The 17,625-nt window shown below is 56.9% G+C and carries 14 protein-coding genes; 11 read left to right on the plus strand and 3 right to left on the minus strand.

Annotated elements, in window-relative coordinates:
• Positions 1-53: 53 nt before the first annotated feature.
• The 4 genes from C5Y83_RS10745 (at position 54) to C5Y83_RS10760 (ending at position 5,244) form a co-directional block, all read left to right on the plus strand.
• Positions 54-1,769, plus strand: a complete 1,716-nt coding sequence (locus C5Y83_RS10745) for an arylsulfatase (protein WP_105329658.1) — start codon at positions 54-56, stop codon at positions 1,767-1,769.
• 15 nt (positions 1,770-1,784) lie between these two features.
• Positions 1,785-3,407 (plus strand): arylsulfatase, encoded by a 1,623-nt coding sequence (locus C5Y83_RS10750; protein WP_105329659.1) that lies wholly within the window; start codon positions 1,785-1,787, stop codon positions 3,405-3,407.
• 23 nt (positions 3,408-3,430) lie between these two features.
• The gene (locus C5Y83_RS10755; protein ID WP_105329660.1) at positions 3,431-4,783 is read left to right on the plus strand and encodes a sulfatase; all 1,353 of its coding nucleotides are present in this window, start codon (positions 3,431-3,433) and stop codon (positions 4,781-4,783) included.
• A 74-nt stretch (positions 4,784-4,857) separates the two neighbouring features.
• A complete protein-coding gene (locus tag C5Y83_RS10760) occupies positions 4,858-5,244 on the plus strand; it encodes a hypothetical protein (RefSeq protein ID WP_146117735.1) in 387 nt (128 codons plus the stop codon).
• 35 nt (positions 5,245-5,279) lie between these two features.
• Here C5Y83_RS10760 and C5Y83_RS10765 read toward each other — a convergent pair whose 3' ends face one another.
• Positions 5,280-6,839, minus strand: coding sequence for a hypothetical protein (locus tag C5Y83_RS10765; RefSeq protein ID WP_199195018.1), 1,560 nt, complete (start codon positions 6,837-6,839; stop codon positions 5,280-5,282).
• A 263-nt stretch (positions 6,840-7,102) separates the two neighbouring features.
• On the opposite strand from C5Y83_RS10765, the gene C5Y83_RS10770 reads away from it, so the two are divergent.
• Positions 7,103-8,164, plus strand: coding sequence for an NAD(P)-dependent alcohol dehydrogenase (locus C5Y83_RS10770; RefSeq protein WP_105329663.1), 1,062 nt, complete (start codon positions 7,103-7,105; stop codon positions 8,162-8,164).
• Positions 8,165-8,255: 91 nt separating this feature from the next.
• Here C5Y83_RS10770 and C5Y83_RS10775 read toward each other — a convergent pair whose 3' ends face one another.
• Positions 8,256-9,767, minus strand: a complete 1,512-nt coding sequence (locus C5Y83_RS10775) for an aldehyde dehydrogenase family protein (protein ID WP_105329664.1) — start codon at positions 9,765-9,767, stop codon at positions 8,256-8,258.
• A gap of 274 nt (positions 9,768-10,041) precedes the next feature.
• Here C5Y83_RS10775 and C5Y83_RS10780 point away from each other — a divergent pair, with 274 nt between their 5' ends.
• The 5 genes from C5Y83_RS10780 (at position 10,042) to C5Y83_RS10800 (ending at position 14,939) form a co-directional block, all read left to right on the plus strand.
• Positions 10,042-10,854: a hypothetical protein gene (locus tag C5Y83_RS10780; protein ID WP_105329665.1), complete on the plus strand. Its 813-nt coding sequence runs from the start codon at positions 10,042-10,044 to the stop codon at positions 10,852-10,854.
• A 99-nt stretch (positions 10,855-10,953) separates the two neighbouring features.
• Positions 10,954-12,345 (plus strand): sulfatase-like hydrolase/transferase, encoded by a 1,392-nt coding sequence (locus C5Y83_RS10785; RefSeq protein WP_105329666.1) that lies wholly within the window; start codon positions 10,954-10,956, stop codon positions 12,343-12,345.
• Positions 12,346-12,455: 110 nt separating this feature from the next.
• A complete protein-coding gene (locus tag C5Y83_RS10790; protein WP_105329667.1) occupies positions 12,456-12,779 on the plus strand; it encodes an ArsR/SmtB family transcription factor in 324 nt (107 codons plus the stop codon).
• Positions 12,780-12,839: 60 nt separating this feature from the next.
• The gene (locus tag C5Y83_RS10795; protein WP_105329668.1) at positions 12,840-13,397 is read left to right on the plus strand and encodes a rhodanese-like domain-containing protein; all 558 of its coding nucleotides are present in this window, start codon (positions 12,840-12,842) and stop codon (positions 13,395-13,397) included.
• Between the two features lie 150 nt (positions 13,398-13,547).
• Complete coding sequence (locus tag C5Y83_RS10800) at positions 13,548-14,939, plus strand: MBL fold metallo-hydrolase (RefSeq protein ID WP_105329669.1); 1,392 nt, start codon at positions 13,548-13,550, stop codon at positions 14,937-14,939.
• A gap of 102 nt (positions 14,940-15,041) precedes the next feature.
• On the opposite strand, the gene C5Y83_RS10805 is transcribed toward C5Y83_RS10800, so the two are convergent.
• Positions 15,042-16,286 (minus strand): PQQ-binding-like beta-propeller repeat protein, encoded by a 1,245-nt coding sequence (locus tag C5Y83_RS10805; RefSeq protein ID WP_158262322.1) that lies wholly within the window; start codon positions 16,284-16,286, stop codon positions 15,042-15,044.
• Positions 16,287-16,467: 181 nt separating this feature from the next.
• Here C5Y83_RS10805 and C5Y83_RS10810 point away from each other — a divergent pair, with 181 nt between their 5' ends.
• Positions 16,468-17,598: an FAD-dependent monooxygenase gene (locus C5Y83_RS10810; RefSeq protein ID WP_105329671.1), complete on the plus strand. Its 1,131-nt coding sequence runs from the start codon at positions 16,468-16,470 to the stop codon at positions 17,596-17,598.
• The last annotated feature ends 27 nt before the right edge of the window (positions 17,599-17,625 follow it).

Consider the following 17,625-nt stretch of genomic DNA (forward strand, 5'->3'; position numbering starts at 1 on the left):
TCAGCTACAATCAACACCATCACGCCTTACACCCTCCTCTGCGAGATCCCACTATGCATCGCCTCGTTTCTTACGCCGCCGCTCTCCTCCTGCTGTGCGGTAGTTCGCTTCATGCCCAGGAAAAGAAGCAGCCCAACATCATCGTCATCCTGGCCGATGACATGGGGTATTCCGATATCGGCTGCTACGGGTCTGAAATTCAAACGCCAACACTGGACAGCTTGGCGGAGTCCGGCCTCAAGTTCAGTCAGTTTTACAACACAGCCCGTTGCTGTCCGACGCGGGCCTCGCTACTGACCGGATTGTATCCGCACCAAGCAGGGATCGGTCACATGGTGACCGGCAACTACGATCCCAACCAGTTTCCCGGCTACCATCAAGATTTGAACGATCGGTGTCAAACGATCGCCGAAGTCTTGAAGCCCGCGGGTTACACCACGTACATGACCGGCAAATGGCACGTCTGTAACAACATGAGCCCAGACGGCACCAAGCACAACTGGCCACTGCAGCGTGGGTTCGATCACTTCTACGGTACGATCACCGGCGCTGGCAGCTTTTACGATCCGGCCGCATTGTGTCGTGGCAATACGCTGATCACGCCGGTCAACGATAAAGACTACCAACCCGAGTCGTACTACTACACCGATGCGATCGGCGACAACGCCGTGAGCTTTTTGCAGCAACACGAAGAGGGCTCGGACGACAAGCCGTTCTTTTTGTATGTCGCATTCACCGCGGCTCACTGGCCGATGCATGCCTTGCCGGAAGATATCGCCAAGTACGAAGACCTTTATAAGAAAGGGTACGGCGAAATCCGAAAGGCTCGTTTTGCTCGCTTGAAAGAATTGGGCTTGATCGATCCTCAATGGGAAATGGCTGCTCGCGCCGGAACGTGGAAGAAGATCGAGCACAAGCCGTGGGAGATTCAGTGTATGGCGGTCTACGCCGCGATGATCGATCGCATGGATCAGAATATCGCCAAAATCACCCAACAGCTGAAAGCCTCGGACGAACTCGACAATACCCTGGTCTTCTATATGCAAGATAACGGCGGATGTGCCGAAGGGGTCGGTCGGCAAAGCGATAAGAACTTGCCCGAGCCCCGAAAGCCAATGGGGCCGGATGAACTGCAGCTCAGCATCATTCCGGCGTTCGCACGCGATGGTAAGCCGGTTCGCCATGGCCCCGAGAACATGCCGGGACCTTACGACACCTATATCGCTTACGGCCGTAACTGGGCAAACGTCTCGAACACGCCCTTCCGGGAATACAAACATTGGGTTCACGAAGGAGGCATCTCGACTCCGCTGATTGTGCACTGGCCCGTTGGAATTGCTGCTTCGCAAAACGGCAAGCTGGTCACCACGCCGAGCCATTTAATCGACATCATGGCCACCTGCGTCGATGTCGCCGGAGCCGACTATCCACAACAGGTCGCCGGCAAAGAGATTACTCCCCTACAAGGAATCAGCCTTGCCCCGTCCTTCACCGGCAGCGAGCCCCAACGGAAGACACCGATCTTCTGGGAGCACGAAGCCAACGGTGCGGTCCGTGACGGCAAATGGAAAATCGTTCGCTACGGCAAGATGGGCAGCGGGGAAACCCAACCTTGGGAACTGCACGACATGGAAGCGGATCGAACGGAACAACATGATCTGGCCAGCCAACATCCTGAAATCGTCGAGAAGATGGCTGCTCAGTGGGATCAGTGGGCTCACGAGGCGAACGTACTGCCGTGGCCTTGGGGCAATCAAAAGAAGAAGTAATTGGTAAACTCCATCATGCAAACTTTGACTCGAACTTCCCTGGCAGTCGCGTTTTTGCTGCTGCTGGGCATCTCCGCGCACGCGGACGAACGTCCTAACATCGTGGTCATCATGGTCGATGACTTGGGCTTCTCCGATCTTGGCTGCTTCGGTGGCGAGATCAACACGCCCAATATCGACTCGTTGGCGAGCGGCGGCTTACGTTTCACCTCGTTTTATAATTGTGCCCGCTGCTGCCCGACACGCGCTGCGATGTTGACCGGTCTTTACCCGCACCAGGTGGGGCTAATCCGAAATGGCAATTCGCTGACGCGCAACGGCGTGACAATCGCCGAGGCATTGGGGTCGGCCGGTTACCAAACCGCGATGGCTGGCAAGTGGCATCTCAGCCGCACCCAGGCACTACCGGATCACCAAGCGCAACTCGATTGGTTAAATCATCAATCGCAACCGGATCGTACGTTCTCGCCGGTCGACACCTATCCGATCAATCGCGGCTTCCAGCGGCACTTCGGACCGATCTGGGGCGTGGTCGATTACTTCGATCCCTTCTCGCTCGTCGAAGGAGAAACGCCAGTCGAAGATGTTCCGGATGATTTCTACATGACCGATGCCATTACGCAGAAGTCGGTCGATTACATCCAGGAGATGTCCCAGAGCGATGCTCCCTTCTTTCTGTACGTCGCGCACACTGCCCCGCACTGGCCGCTGCATGCCAAGCCGGAAGATATCGCCAAGTACGAAAAAACCTATCGCGATGGTTGGCACAAACTACGTGACAAGCGATATGCTCGTCAGGTGGAAATGGGGCTGATCGATCCCAAGACATCACCGAAACCTGAGCTCCAAGGGCAAGGGGACGACTGGGAAGCGTTAGACGAAGCGACGCGTGAACACATGAGCCAACTGATGTCGGTCCATGCCGGGATGGTCGATTGTGTTGACCAAGGGGTCGGCCGGATCATCAACGCTTTGAAAGAGACGGGTCGTCTCGAGAACACGCTCATTCTGGTGATGTCTGACAACGGAGCTTCCCCCGAACGTTACCTCAACCCTGGCTTCGATCGTCCAAACGAAACCCGCGAAGGGAAGCCGATCCAATACGAAGGGCTATTCAATCCTGGCAGTGAGACCACCTGGGGCTACATTGGCTCGTACTGGGCCAGTGCCGGCAACACGCCGTATCGCTACTGGAAAGCCCAATCGTTTGAAGGAGGCGCTCACACGCCGATGATCGCGCACTGGCCTTCCGGCTTGAAGACTGAGCCCGGCAGCAAGACCGATCAGCCGGGGCACGTTATCGACGTACTGCCCACCTGCCTGGAACTGGCTGGCGCTGAATATCCCCAGACGTTCAAAAAGAATGAGATCACACCCGTCGAAGGGCTTTCGCTCGCTCCGATTTTGGCAGGCCAACAGCGCGAAGGTCACCCAGCCCTCTTCTTCGAACACGAAGGAGGCAAGGCCATGATTGCTGACGGCTGGAAGCTGGTTCAACCGAAGCAGAACGGCCAATGGGAACTGTACCACTTGGCGGAAGATCGCACCGAAACCAACAACCTGGCTGAAGCCGAACCCAAACGCCTGGCCCAGATGAAACGCAAATGGCAGGCATGGTTCAACCGCGTCAAACCCTAATCACGCACAGGACACCTCCCCTCATGAAGATAACTCGTCGACTATTCGCACTGCTCGCTTTAGTAGCGTTCGCGGCCTCCGCCTCGGCGGAAGACTTACCGAATATTGTCGTCTTCCTTTCGGACGACCATACGCTGACCGATTCGTCGCTGTATGGCTCGACCGATCTGAAGACACCGAACATGGAGCGAATCGCGAAAGATGGAATGACCTTCGATCAGGCCTTCGTCGCGTCTCCTTCCTGCGCACCAAGTCGAGCTGCCCTCCTGACTGGCCTGATGCCTTCCCGCAACGGGGCCGAACCGAACCACTCGCGTCCACGCAAGGAGATTAAGAAGCTCCCGGCTTACTTCCAGGAGCTCGGCTACGAAGTGGTCAGCTTTGGGAAAGTTGGACACTATGCCCAAACGCCTGAGTATGGCTTCGACATCGCTCGGCACTTTAAGTACCACGAAGATGTCGCCGTCCCTGAAGCGCTTAAGTGGCTCAAAGCACGCGACAGCGAGAAGCCGCTGGTCCTGTTCGTTGGTACCAACTGGCCGCACGTACCGTGGCCGAAAGCGGAAGACATCGATCCCAAGACGATCAAGATTCCATCCACGCACGTGCATACACCGAAAACGCATGCTGCCCGAGCCAAGTACTATCAGGCCGTCAAAACGATGGACCGCGAACTGGGCGAAGTCTATGATCTCGCTTACGAGAAGCTCGGTCAGGACACGCTTTTTCTGCATACCAGCGACCATGGGGCTCAGTGGCCGTTCGGCAAGTGGACCCTCTATGACGATGGGATCCGCACGCCAATGATCGCGGTCTGGCCAGGCAAAATTCAGCCAGGGCAGCGAACCGATGCGATGGTCAGTTGGGTCGATATTTTGCCGACCTTATACGCCGCCACCGGTCAGACGCCACCGGAAGACCTTGACGGCCGCTCCTTCCTGCCGGTCCTGCTGGGAGAAACAGAAAAGCACCGAGACGAGATCTTCACCGTGCACAGTGGCGATGGCAACAACAACGTCTTCCCCACTCGCAGTGTCCGCACGGGTCGCTGGAAGTATATCCGTAATCTTCACCCGGAATACAAGTTCCTCTCCCATGTGACCAACGTTCACAAGGAAGACGCCTATTGGCCAAGCTGGGAGAAGAAAGCCGAGAACGGGAAGGAAGCAGCTCGCAAGGTGAAGCGTTACCTGGAACGTCCCGCCGAAGAGCTGTACGACCTGGAAGCCGATCCGACTGAGCAAACCAACCTCGCAACCGATCCTCAACATGCCGAAACGCTGAAGCAGCTGCAAGGCAAGCTGGACGCATGGATGAAAGAGCAAGGGGATCAAGAGAAGGTGTACGGTAAACCAACCCTCCTGGAAAGCAACTAGAAGGGTCGCTCGTGGTACGTGTGTTGACATGCGGTTGGTTGATTTGGCTTGTCGTAGCGACACCAGGATGTGGCGTGTCGGACAGCCATCAACCGATCGACCACAAGGATGACAGCCCAGCATATCGCGAACAGGTATGGCGGGCCGTTAGTCAGCGAGTCAACTCTGACCTAACGCCCCTGCCTACTGACACCCTGCTCGACGGCACTTGGAACGTCGAGCTTGAGATGATGGGCAATCGGCTTCCTTTCGCAAAATACGAGTTCGACGATGGAAGCTCGGTTTCGGTCACCCTCACGGTGCAAGAAAATGGCCCGACCTCGCTGGTGCCATATCACATCCCAGACGAGGGACGGTTCTCACTCGACGGCGAAATCTATCACGCCGCCACGACCATGCGTGACGAGCTGGTTCTGTTCAACGGCGACCAAAGCCTGGTTCTGGTCGCCACGAAACAGTAGGCACACGCGCAACGAGATCGAAGTTCGCGAAGCCGTTACGCCAACGCCGATTGAATCCGCGACACCAACTGATTGTCGGCCCGCTGCGAATCACGCAGCAGGAAGATATTCGACGCCAGATAGGTGTTTCGCCACTCCGGCGAGACGTGGTAGTAATCTTCCAGAATCGCGGAGCTGAACTTGTAATCGTGGGCATTGGTTCCCTTGCGGAAGATCAGCACGCGGGCCGCATCGATCAGCTGCTTCGCTTTCGCTTCGTGATTCTCTTCCTCTTGGAGGTAACCGAGCGTCATTCGAGCCGCGGAGGTCGGATCGCTTCCCAATTGGGCGAAGATATCTTCCACGGCTTGCGTCGCGTCTCCTTCCGGCTTGGTCGCTTCGAGGTTGGTGGAGAGAACATCCTTTACATTGCCTCGTCCGTTCATCCCCCCCCGGAACATCGGCAGGAACGCTGCGTTTTGTAGTAACAGCAGACGACGCGTTTGATCATCACCGCACGTCTCATAGGCATAACGCAAAGCGTTGGTCGTGGTGACCGAGTGCAGTGGCACGATGGCCGGTTGCTGCATCACCATCTCGCCTGCGACAACGTGGATCGCATCCCAAATCGATTGAGGATGGGCGCCGCCGTTGATCAATTGGACGGCTTGATCGCAAGCATCGTCGTTCGATCCTGACCGCAACGTTTCGATCATGGCGATCGTTGCTGCCGGATCGATTTTGCCGGTCGTCCAATCGTCACGAAGCTTTGCGGCGACCTCCTCGTTTCTTCGGAAGGGGCGGTCCGCTTCGTCATCCCGTTTAGCCGGATTGCTCCCTTCGTGCATTAGCAAGGCGTAAGTCAAACTACGCAGCACAGGCTCCGCATGCTGCCAGCCGATGCAGCCGAGCGTACGGTAGCTATTGGCAACGTAGATCGCTTTGTGCCCGATGCTGCGATAATCGCGGGATCCATATTTGAATAGGAGTCGGTAGATCTCGTTCGCCCCGCCCGTTCGCGCAAGGCTGGCCGCAGCGACATCGGCCTTCTCTACGTCCCAGTTTTCCATCGCATCGATGAACTGCGCCCTGGCTTTAGCGCGGGTCAAGATCTTGCTGTCGTCCATGGCCGACATCGTCCAGTCGCCGCGTTCTTCCACATCACGCTGGGCGGCGGACTTGTAATGATCGAGCGCCCAGAAGATCGGCAACCAGCGATGCTCATCTGGCGAAGAAATACTGGCCAGGTGGGCCGAGTTAACCACCAACACGGCATGAAACTTATGCCCCACGGACGGACGTGGCTCCACGTTTTTCACGCCGACCAGCAACAGCGCCGCGAGCACTTCCCGATAGCTGGTCCCTTTTTTGATTCGATCCGCAACCGCTTCCATCAGCTTCGCGCGCGGCGTCTCTTCGATCAGACGCACCAACGGTTCGATACTGGAATCAAGCCGGACAACGTTGGGATCGAGCTTCGCTTCTTCCGCCGAGACGGGCCGTAACTGCGAGAGTAGGCCGAGGTCCCCCATGCCGAGCAGTGTGCCTGCGATCGCTCCCGATTGAAGCATGCGGCGACGGGAAAGTTCAGGTCGAGATGAGCTAGGTCGTGGCATAGCGGCGGCTCCATGATTGGGGTCTGGGGATTTTCGCGCATGCTTCTTTGTAACGTTTTTCGCAGCAGAACGAAAACAGATTCGGACGCGCCGCGGCTTAAAAGCGCGGACCATGCTATCACCGGCGTGCATGGAAGAAACGAACACCTAAGAGAATCAGGCAATGATCTTGGAGGATTGTTTCTTTCCGAAATGCGATCCGCAGCGTCTAATTCAAGCGACAAAGCACCAACCCCTCTCTGCTCAGAACACCGAGGTCCTTTATGTACAGTACCAAAGCCTACGCCGCAGCCAGTGCCGACGCGAAGCTCGCTTCGACCACCATTCCCCGCCGCACGCCAACAGATCAAGACGTACAGATCGACATCTTGTTCTGCGGCATTTGCCACTCCGATATCCACCAGGCGCGTGACGAGTGGCACGAATCGATGCCGACCGTTTATCCCTGCGTGCCAGGACACGAAATCGTCGGTCGTGTGAGTAAGATCGGCAGCGGGGTCACTAAGTTCGCCGTGGGTGACATCGTGGGGGTGGGCTGCATGGTCGCCGCTGATCACGCCTGTCCAATTTGTGCGGAAGGGTTCGAACAGTTCAGCCCAGGAACCTCGTTCACCTACAACAGTCCCGACAAACACGAGACGGCACCGGTGACCTATGGTGGCTACTCCGATAGCATCGTCGTTGAGGAGCAGGCCGTATTGAAAGTCCCTGGCAACCTCGATCTGGCCGGTGCCGCTCCGCTGCTGTGTGCCGGAATCACGACCTACTCCCCGCTGAAACGAAACAACGTTGGCCCCGGCAAGAAGGTCGGCATCGTCGGCCTAGGCGGGCTAGGACACATGGGGGTCAAACTAGCCCATGCCATGGGAGCGCACGTTTCGGTTTTCAGCCGCACGCCTTCCAAGCAGGAAGATGCCACGCGTTTGGGCGCGGACGAGGTGATCATCTCGACCGACGCCAACGAAATGGCCAAGCATGTGGGCTCGTTCGACATGATCCTCGATACGGTTTCCGCCGATCATGACGTGAATGCGTACCTGAACCTGGTTGGCCGCGGGGGCAATATGACACTAGTCGGCGTCCCCAGCAAGCCGCTCGCGATTTCCTCGTTGTCGCTCATCTTCGGCAACAAGTCGCTATCAGGCTCGATGATCGGCGGTTTTGCGGAAACGCAAGAGATGCTCGACTTCTGCGGCAAGCATAATATCACTTCCGATGTCGAAGTGATTGCTATTCAGCAGATCAACGAAGCGTATGAACGTGTTCTCAAGAGCGACGTGAAGTATCGCTTTTCGATCGACATGGCTTCGCTGAAGTCGGAATAAGCAGCGGATCAATCGTTGCGTTGCGCAAGTGGAATCAAAATATCCCCACGCCCGAATACTTGGACGTGGGGATTTTTTATGGACTCACAGCTTAGGCCAACTGGACCGTGACCGCTTTAGTTTGCGTGTACAGGTCGATCGCTTCGTGTCCCATTTCTCGGCCCCAGCCAGATTGCTTGTAGCCACCAAACGGAAGCGAAGCGTCGAATACATTGTAGCAGTTCACCCACACGGTGCCTGCTTTGAGCCGCTTGGCTATCCGGTGAGCCTTGCTGATATCTTTGGACCACACCGCTGCGGCCAGGCCGTAGATGCTGTTGTTCGCGGTGGCGACCACTTCTTCGATGTCATCGAAAGGAACCGCGGCCACGACCGGCCCAAAGATTTCCTCTTGGATCACCTTCATCTGCGGATGCGTATCGACCAGCACGGTTGGCTCGACGAAATAGCCTGCTCCCTCGTGCTTCTTGCCGCCGACCACGGCCGTCGCTCCTTCGTGCAGCCCAGCTTCAAGGTAACCACAAACACGGTCTTGTTGGATTTGCGAGACCATCGGGCCCATGCCAGAGTCGGGATGCATGCCCGGTCCCAATTTGATCTTCTTAGCTTCTTCCGCTACCCCTTCGACCACTTGATCGAACTGACTGCGATGGACAAACAAGCGTGATCCAGCACAGCAGCACTGACCATGATTGAAGAAGATGGCGTTGGCCGCACCGGCGATTGCCGACGGCAAGTCCGCATCGGGTAGAATCACGTTCGGGCTCTTGCCACCCAGTTCAAGCGTGACCTTCTTAAGGTTCGTATCGCCTGCCGCTTTGACAATCAGCTTGCCCACTTCGGTCGAACCAGTGAAAGCAATCTTGTCGACATCGGGGTGCGCCGAAAGCGCTGCACCTGCCGTCTCGCCGAAACCAGTAATGATGTTAATCACGCCCGGCGGGAAGCCAGCTTCCTGAATCAGTTGCCCCAGACGCAATGCACTGAGTGGTGTTTCTTCCGCTACCTTCAACACGATGGTACAGCCGGTCGCTAGGGCGGGGCCAAGTTTCCAGGCGGCCATCAACAGCGGGAAATTCCAGGGAATAATCTGCCCTACCACGCCGACTGGCTCGCGAAGCGTGTAGCTGTGGAATTCGGCACCCGACAGGTAAGGAACCGATATCGGTATCGTCGTCCCTTCGATCTTCGTAGCCCAACCAGCCATGTATCGGAACAAGTCGATTGCAAGCGGGACGTCCGCCGCTTGAGCAACCGCTTTCGGCTTGCCGTTGTCGAGCGATTCGATCTCTGCAAACTCTTCGATGTGCTGGTCCATCAAGTCGGCCAGTTTCCAAATCAGCTTGCCGCGCTCGGAAGCGGTCATCGTGTGCCACGGGCCCGACTCGAAAGCCTTGCGTGCGGCGGCGACGGCTTTGTTGATATCTTCCTGACCACCTTCCGCGACCGAGGCAATCGTAGTGCCGTCGGCCGGGTTCACCACGTCGAACGACTTCCCGGTCGTGGCTGGTACCCAGTGACCGTCGATCAATAGCTGATGCTCGTGGGCGAGAAACTTTTGTGTCTTGGGACTGGCGGTGGCGGTACCGGACGTCAGGATCATGGGACATCTCCTTGAGGATGAGGTTTGCAGGAAGTGGTGTTTGGATTCCGTCGACATCGAGCAGCAAACATCAGGTGGGGCAACTCGGCGGAAGCTTCCGTTGTCGGTGGTTAGCTTGCGTGATGAGTTCACGCGAAGTCCTGTTTCTATTGTACGGACCTGGTCGCTGGCAAGAATCTTTTCGTTTTTCACGTTACCCTCCCCCAGGTCTGCACGGTCTACCCATCAGAAGCAAACGAGTCAAGTTTTGAAGCGACACATGGGGAGGCGGGCCATGGAAACGTGGGAGCAATTGCAGCACCAATACAAGCAGCTGCATAACGAAGCAGTACGCCTAGCAGGCACAACGAAGCAGCTCTCGCAGCGGGCCGCAACCTACTATCACTTGTACGAAAACTCAGGGCGGAATCATATCTTTCCCCTTATCGCCGCGCACGGGGCGCTGTGGGCACGTGGTTATTTTGCTTTTGGGATGAAGCTGGGCGAACTGCTCAGCTGGCAATATGGTTTTTCGCCGAAAAGACGTCGCCAGCAACTGGACGCTTTGGAAGACTTCGCCGAATCGTTCCGGGAAGTGAATCGGCGGGTCTGCGTCGAAACCTATATCACCTATCACTTTGTCCAGCGTCACGGTGAGCATCCGCTGGCCGATCAGTTGGTTCGTCCTGAGCTATTAACAAGCCTGCGAAAACTCTGCACAGCCAAGCAAAGAGGAACTGAGCTAGATGACCTAACCAAGCGGTCGATCTTTGAGACACATTTCCTGGACGAACAAGCAACGGTCGTGGGACCACGTATCGAAAAGGCAGTCCAGCAGTTCCTTTGGCCGATGATGCGGAGCCTGGCCTTAATGCCGGCAGTTCGCTTCGCTTACTTCCCCCGCGGTAAGTGGCTGCAGTTTTGGAAGTTTGATCGCCGAGAGGAACGTATCGCGCGCGGTTTATCGGCCTTTGATATGGCCGCCGGTGTCGGCTGGAAGCAGGTCGAGCGAACACTCGATCGTTACCAGGTTTTGCCGGCGACCTTCTTTGCGAACTCGCTCGACCACTTCGCGAACCTCCGCAACGAGATTTTGGCAGCGGCGTAAAGGGTGCAACTTCCACCAAAAAACTTGCTTATCACCCATCAGCCGTTATCCTGATACGCACCCTCCTGAATTTCCTGCCGACCTCCTTCGAGCGATGCTATGCGTGCGTATCTATTCATTGTGTGCTTCTGGGCACTTCTCTCCCCAGCTCTGCTTTATGCCGCCGATCGTCCTGCGAACGTCGTGCTGATTGTCTCCGACGATCAAGGCTATCACGATCTGGGGAGTTTTGGGGCACAGGATGTGAAGACGCCCCATCTCGATCAACTAGCCAGCGAAGGCACACGACTCACCAGCTTTTATGTCGCTTGGAATGCGTGCACGCCGTCGCGGGCATCGTTTCTGACTGGCCGTTATCCGCAGCGAAACGGCACGTACGATATGATTCGTAACGATCGCGTCGACGATGGTTACTTGTATCCCCCGGAAGAATATGCCGTTTCACCAGAGCACATCCTGGGAACCGATGTGCGGGAAGTGTTTCTTTCCAGTGCGCTCGCAAAGAACGGTTATCGCTGTGGATGCTATGGAAAATGGGATGGGGGACAGCTACGCCGGTTTCTTCCGCTGCAGCGTGGCTTTGACGACTTTTACGGCTTCTGCAACACGGGCATCGATTACTTCACGCACGAGCGTTATGGCGTTCCTTCGATGTTCACGGGCAATCAGCCAACCACGGCCGATAAGGGGACCTACGCCACGACGTTGTTCCGCGACCATGTCCTGCAGTTCATCGATCAGAATCATGATCGTCCGTTCTTCCTTTACATTCCGTTCAATGCTCCGCATGGCGCGTCGAGCTTAGATCCAGAAATCCGCGGCACTGTCCAGGCTTCACCGGAATACTTGCAGCAGTACCCCGAAGGGGACGACAAACGCTCCCAACGACGTCGCGGTTATATGGCGGCTGTCACCGAAATGGATGCAGCGATTGGCATGATCATGGCGCGGCTTGATCAATACGAGATTGCCGACGACACGCTGGTGATCTTCTTTTCGGACAACGGAGGAAGCGGCTTGGCGAACAACGCGCCGCTGCAAGGTCGGAAGTCGACCATGTGGGAAGGTGGCAACCGCGTGCCCTGCATCGTGCGCTGGCCAGGACATGTCCCCGCTGGCCAGGTAAGCGATGCGTTCCTCACGTCTCTTGAAGTCTTCCCGACTGCCTGTGCGGCGGCCGGGGTCGCGCTCCCGGAAGGGGTGATTTACGACGGCTTCAACATGCAACCGGTCTTAAGCGGTCAGATCGATTCGCCCCGGACGAAGATGTTCTGGGAACGCCGGGGAGAAGTTGCCGCCCGGGTGGGAGACTGGAAATGGCTCGACAGCAAACGAGGCAAGGGCCTTTACTACTTGCCGGACGACATCGGCGAAAAGAACGACCTTTCTCAGAAGCACCCTGAGAAAGTCGAGCAGTTAAAGCGGGAAATCGCCAACTGGCAGGCCGAAATGGAAGCAGCAGAACCACGCGGCCCGTTCCGCAATTACTAGGTGTCTGCTATCCGCGAGGTCGTTTCCTGGAAAAATAGCACGCCCTCCCAAGTTTTTCTCCATTGACATATCGTGACCTTACGATATATTTGTATTAGGAGAGTAAATCAATGTCCGAAAAAGCCCAAACCAAACCACCGCTCAACATGGAAGCCCTTGGCCAAGCCGCCGAGTGCTTGCGAACGTTGGCCCATCCGGTCCGGATCCGCATGGTTCAGCTGTTGATCTCTGGCCGTTATACGGTGGGCGAAATTGCGGAAGATTGCGGCATCGCCGAGAACCTCGCCTCCGAACACCTGCGACTCATGCAGCGCTGTGGCTTTTTCACCAGCGAGCGTGAAGGACGTCGGGTTTATTACCAGGTGGCCGAACCCCATCTGCACGATATCATGAACTGTATCGAGGGCCGTTTTTTGAGCGACTCCGGTAAGTAACACCCCATTTTTTTAGACATACATATCGTCACCTCACGATATTACAAGAAGGATTATTCCATGAGCGTCACAACGATTTCGCCCCAAGAATTGCACGAGCGACGTCAGCAGGGTAAGTGCGACCTGATCGACGTTCGTACCCCGGCCGAATATGGAGAAGTGCATGCGACCGATGCGGTCAACTTGCCGCTCGATCGCTTGTCGCCGAAAGACGTTATGCAGTCGCGTAACGGCTCGGCCGACCAACCGCTGTATGTGATTTGCAAGTCTGGCAACCGTGCTGGTAAAGCTTGCGATAAGTTCATTTCCGCTGGCTACGACAACGTGGTCAACGTCGAAGGAGGTACCGATGCCTGGGCTTCGGCCGGACTACCGGTCGTCCGTGGCAAGAAGGCGATCTCCCTGGAACGACAAGTTCGTATCGCCGCTGGCTTCCTCGTGCTGGTCGGTGCCCTGCTGGGTATCTTCGTTCATCCATACTTCGCTGGCCTTTCCGCTTTCGTCGGGGCAGGCCTGATGTTTGCCGGGATCACGGATACCTGTGGCATGGCAATGGTACTGGCCAAGATGCCGTGGAATCAGGGCAGCAGTTGTTCGTCTGGCAGTTGTAAGGCGTGAGCCTGAGCGGCAGAGCGGAGAGGCTCCGTGTTTCGCATCAGCAACCTCTGTCCCAGTTGATGGAAAAATGCTTCGCTCTGCCGCGTTCCCCGATTGCCCCTTAGCCCCTTAGCCCCTTACGCCCTCAACATCCTGCAAGGAACTCGAATCATGTATTTCCAACGCTATTACCTGGAGTGTCTCTCACACGCTTCCTACATGGTGGCGGACGAGGAAACGAAGATCGCCGCGGTGATCGATCCGCAGCGTGATATCGACATTTACCTAAAGGATGCCCAGGAGCATGGCTTTGAAATCAAGCATGTCATCCTGACCCACTTCCATGCCGACTTCGTGGCGGGTCATATCGAACTGCGGAACCGTGTCGGTGCCCGCATTTATCTCGGCAGCAAGGGAGACGCGGAATTCGAACACACCAAGCTCTCCGACGACGATCGAGTTGAACTGGGCTCCGTCTATCTGTCGACGCTGGAAACGCCAGGTCACACGCCCGAAGGGATCACGATGCTGGTCTTCGATCCGAGCTACAGCACCGACGAGCCGTACGCCGCACTCACCGGCGATACGCTGTTCATCGGCGATGTCGGACGCCCTGACCTCTTGGCGTCGATCGGCGTCACGGCCGACGAGCTGGGCAACATGCTGTACGATTCGCTCCACGAAAAGCTGCTGAAGCTTCCGGACGCAACACGAATCTATCCTGCCCATGGCGCGGGTTCGCTCTGTGGGAAGGCGCTCAGCAGCGAGCCGTTTTCGACGCTGGGCGAACAGCGAAAGTACAACTACGCCTTGCAGCCCATGTCACGGGAAGAGTTCCTGAGAATCGTCACCGCGGCTCAGCCCGATGCGCCGGACTACTTCGTGCATGATGCGATCATGAATCGTAAGGATCGGGCGAGCTTAGACGAATCGATGCAGCACAGTCTGCAAGCACTGTCGCTGACAGAAGTTCTCGAAAAACAGGCGGCGGGGGCCCAAGTGGTCGACACGCGTGATCCGATTGAATTCGCCGGCGCGCACCTGCGAGGTGCGCTCAACATTGGTATCGACGGCAAGTACGCGACCTGGGCGGGGACGATGCTGAACAAGACGGAACCGATCGTCGTGATCGCCGATGAAGAACGCGTGGAGGAATCGATTTTACGACTCGGCCGAATTGGATTCGACCAAGTAGTTGGCTACTTGAAGGAAGGAATGGACGCGTTGAATGATCGTCCTGACCTGGTGGCTCGCACGTCACGGATCACCGCCCCTGCCGTGAAGGAACTCGAAGGAGACGTGGTCGTGCTCGATATCCGCAACCCGAAAGAATACGACGACGGGCATATCGAAGGGAGCCTCAACATTCCGCTCAACCACTTGGAAGAAAGGTTTGCCGAGATTCCTTCGGCCGACCACTTAGTGGTTCACTGTGCGGGGGGTTACCGATCGTCGATTGGCGCGAGTCTCCTGCTCAAACTGGGACGGTCCGATGTGCTCGATATGGTGGGGGGCTTCAAGGCCTGGGAGGCCTCTCACCTACCGGTCGCAACCAGTGCCTGAGCCGTGTTGCCTGGGCGGAAATTTCAGAGAAACTCCCTTGGATGCCTGCCTCTCCCCGCAAGGGGAGAGGCTTGGGCATTTCCGAGGTTTACGCGCTGACGGCTACTTCACCTGGTAACACCAGAGCGTGCCATGCTGACGAATGTAAAGCTTGCCTTCGGCCAGGGCCGGATAAGCCCACGATTTGCCCGTTCCCTCTGGTTGACCTGGCGGGCTGAAGCTGCTGATCTCTTGAAAACCTTCCGGCGAGGCAGCGACCATCATCACCTTGCCATCTTCGGTATGCAGGTAGAGTCGCCCCTCGGCCACCAAGATCGAAGCCGCGGCACTGATTCGCTCTTGCCACTTGATCTCGCCTGAAGCAAAGTCGACGCACATCAGCGTCGAGTTGCTGCAACCATACAGCGCGTCATCCACTTTCACGGCGCCACCGATCGCGGTCGGTAACTTGGGATTGAAGTAGAGCTCTTCGGCGGCGAACCCTTCGTCCTTCGCGACCAACTTCACCGCACCGCCTCCTTTGCGGCCACCGCCGCTGTAAACGATGTCGCCACCCACCACAGGCGTAGCCATGTCAGCCGTGCCCTTGGTACCGGTGTACGACCACAGTAGCTTGCCATCTTCGGCATCCACGCCCACCAGTCCGTCTCCCATGAAGACGACGTACTGCTTGGTTCCGTCGGCACTCAGCGTCATGATCGATGCATAGGCTGCGGCACCCATCTTCACGTTCGCTTTCCAAATCGTTTCGCCCGTTTTCTTATTCAGAGCGACAACGCCTGCCTCTTCCCCGCCTGGCGTAATAATGACTTTGTCACCATCGATCAGGGGAGACTCGGAATAAGCCCACACACCTGGCTCACCTCCAAAATCTTCTCGCACGCTCTTCTGCCAGACCACTTCGCCTGACTTGGCTTTCAAGCATGCCAGGTCGCCATCCGATCCGAACGCATACACCAAGTCCCCATCAACGGTCGGAGTCGAGCGTGCCGCCGGGTAGCTGGGACGCTGGTCAGGATTACCCACCTTACCAATGCGAGTCCCCCAGAGAACTTGGCCCGTTTGTTGATCGAGCGCTTTGACCAGTTCGTTTTCAAGTCCCTCATTGGCGACCAGGAAGATCATTCCGTTGGCCACCGAGACGGCACCGTAACCGTCACCGAGCTCGTCGACCTGCCATACGAGCTTCGGTCCCTCGGCAGGCCACTCTTTTAAGAGGCCGGTCTCGCTAGAAATTCCATCACGATCAGGACCACGCCATTGGGGCCAGTCTTCCGCCACAGCCCATGAGGCACAAACGGTGACCAAAGTCGTCACCAGCAACATTCGTTGAAACGAAGCGAACACAGGGGCTCTCCTTGATTGAGAAACAGTGAGGTTCGGTAGTTCTGGGTATTCTAACGGGCTTGAGGCAAACTTCTCAATCATTCCTTTGGGTCCCGTAGTTGCACAGTACCTCGCAGCATCCTAGGTTGATGCATACGGTTAACGCTATCGAGACGCATCCTCCTACCCGAACGTTCTCTGCATGACGCAATCAACTCCGTTAATCATTGGTGCTGGTCCGGTCGGATTGGCCGCGGCCGCGTTTCTCTCGCGGCATGACATCGTTCCTCGAATTGTCGACAAGCGGCCTGAGCCGAGCCTGCTCTCGAAAGCTTTGGCCGTAAATCCACGCACACTTGAGATTTTGGAAACGATCGGCTTGACCGATAAACTGCTGGCTCTGGGTAAAGTGGTGCACGGCGCGACCATTCATCGTGGCGATCGGATCGTCGCCGAGGTCGACTTCAAACAACTGGAACATCGCTTCCCTTTCCTGCTGGCCCTCTCGCAAGCCACCACGGAGCGGATCTTGCGTGAAGACCTGGCCGAACGAGGGATTGAGATCGAGCGGCAAATCGAACTGGTCGATTCCCCTCAGCTAACGGAAGGGAAAGCCGAACTGGTCCACGCCGAAACGTACGAGCGTCAGCTTGCCACCGCGCCCTGGATCTTGGCCGCCGACGGCGCGCACAGCATCTGTCGCAAATCGGTCCACGTCCCCTTCCCTGGCGACACCTACGACCGAGCTTGGGTGCTGGATGATATCGCGTTGGCAACCGACCTGGATCCTGCCCGGGCACATATCAAGTTTGTGGAAGATGGTTTCCTGTTCCTGCTGCCGATTGTGACCGGCGATGAAGCGCCTGGCGAACCAACCGTGTGGCGAGTGCTGGGCAACTTCCCGGAACCGCTGAACTACCTGAACGAAGCCAACCCGATCGGGACGTCGCGGTGGAACTCATCGTTTCACATTTCGCATCGCCTGGTCGAGAAGATGAATGTCGGTCAGGTTTACTTCGCCGGTGATGCGGCGCATCTGCATTCTCCGGTGGGTGCTCGCGGGATGAATCTGGGGATCGAAGATGCCTGGGTCTTTGCGGAGCTCGCCCGGCGCGACCAACTGGGCTCCTACCACAAGATGCGGTGGCCCGTCGATAACGCGATCATCCAGCGAATCCGCACCTTCACCGGTTTCGCCAAGGGAGAAACGTTCCTCAAGCGGATGATGCGGAATCATGTCGCGCCGCATCTCCTACGTCTGAACTCGGTCCGCCAAACGATGCTCCACACCGTCAGCGGACTCGACCATCCCCTGCCAACCTGGGACAAGTAGTGTTTTCGGTGGGCGATTGATCGAGCG

It is taken from the genome of Blastopirellula marina, from assembly GCF_002967765.1.
Taxonomy (GTDB): Bacteria; Planctomycetota; Planctomycetia; order Pirellulales; family Pirellulaceae; genus Bremerella; species Bremerella marina_A.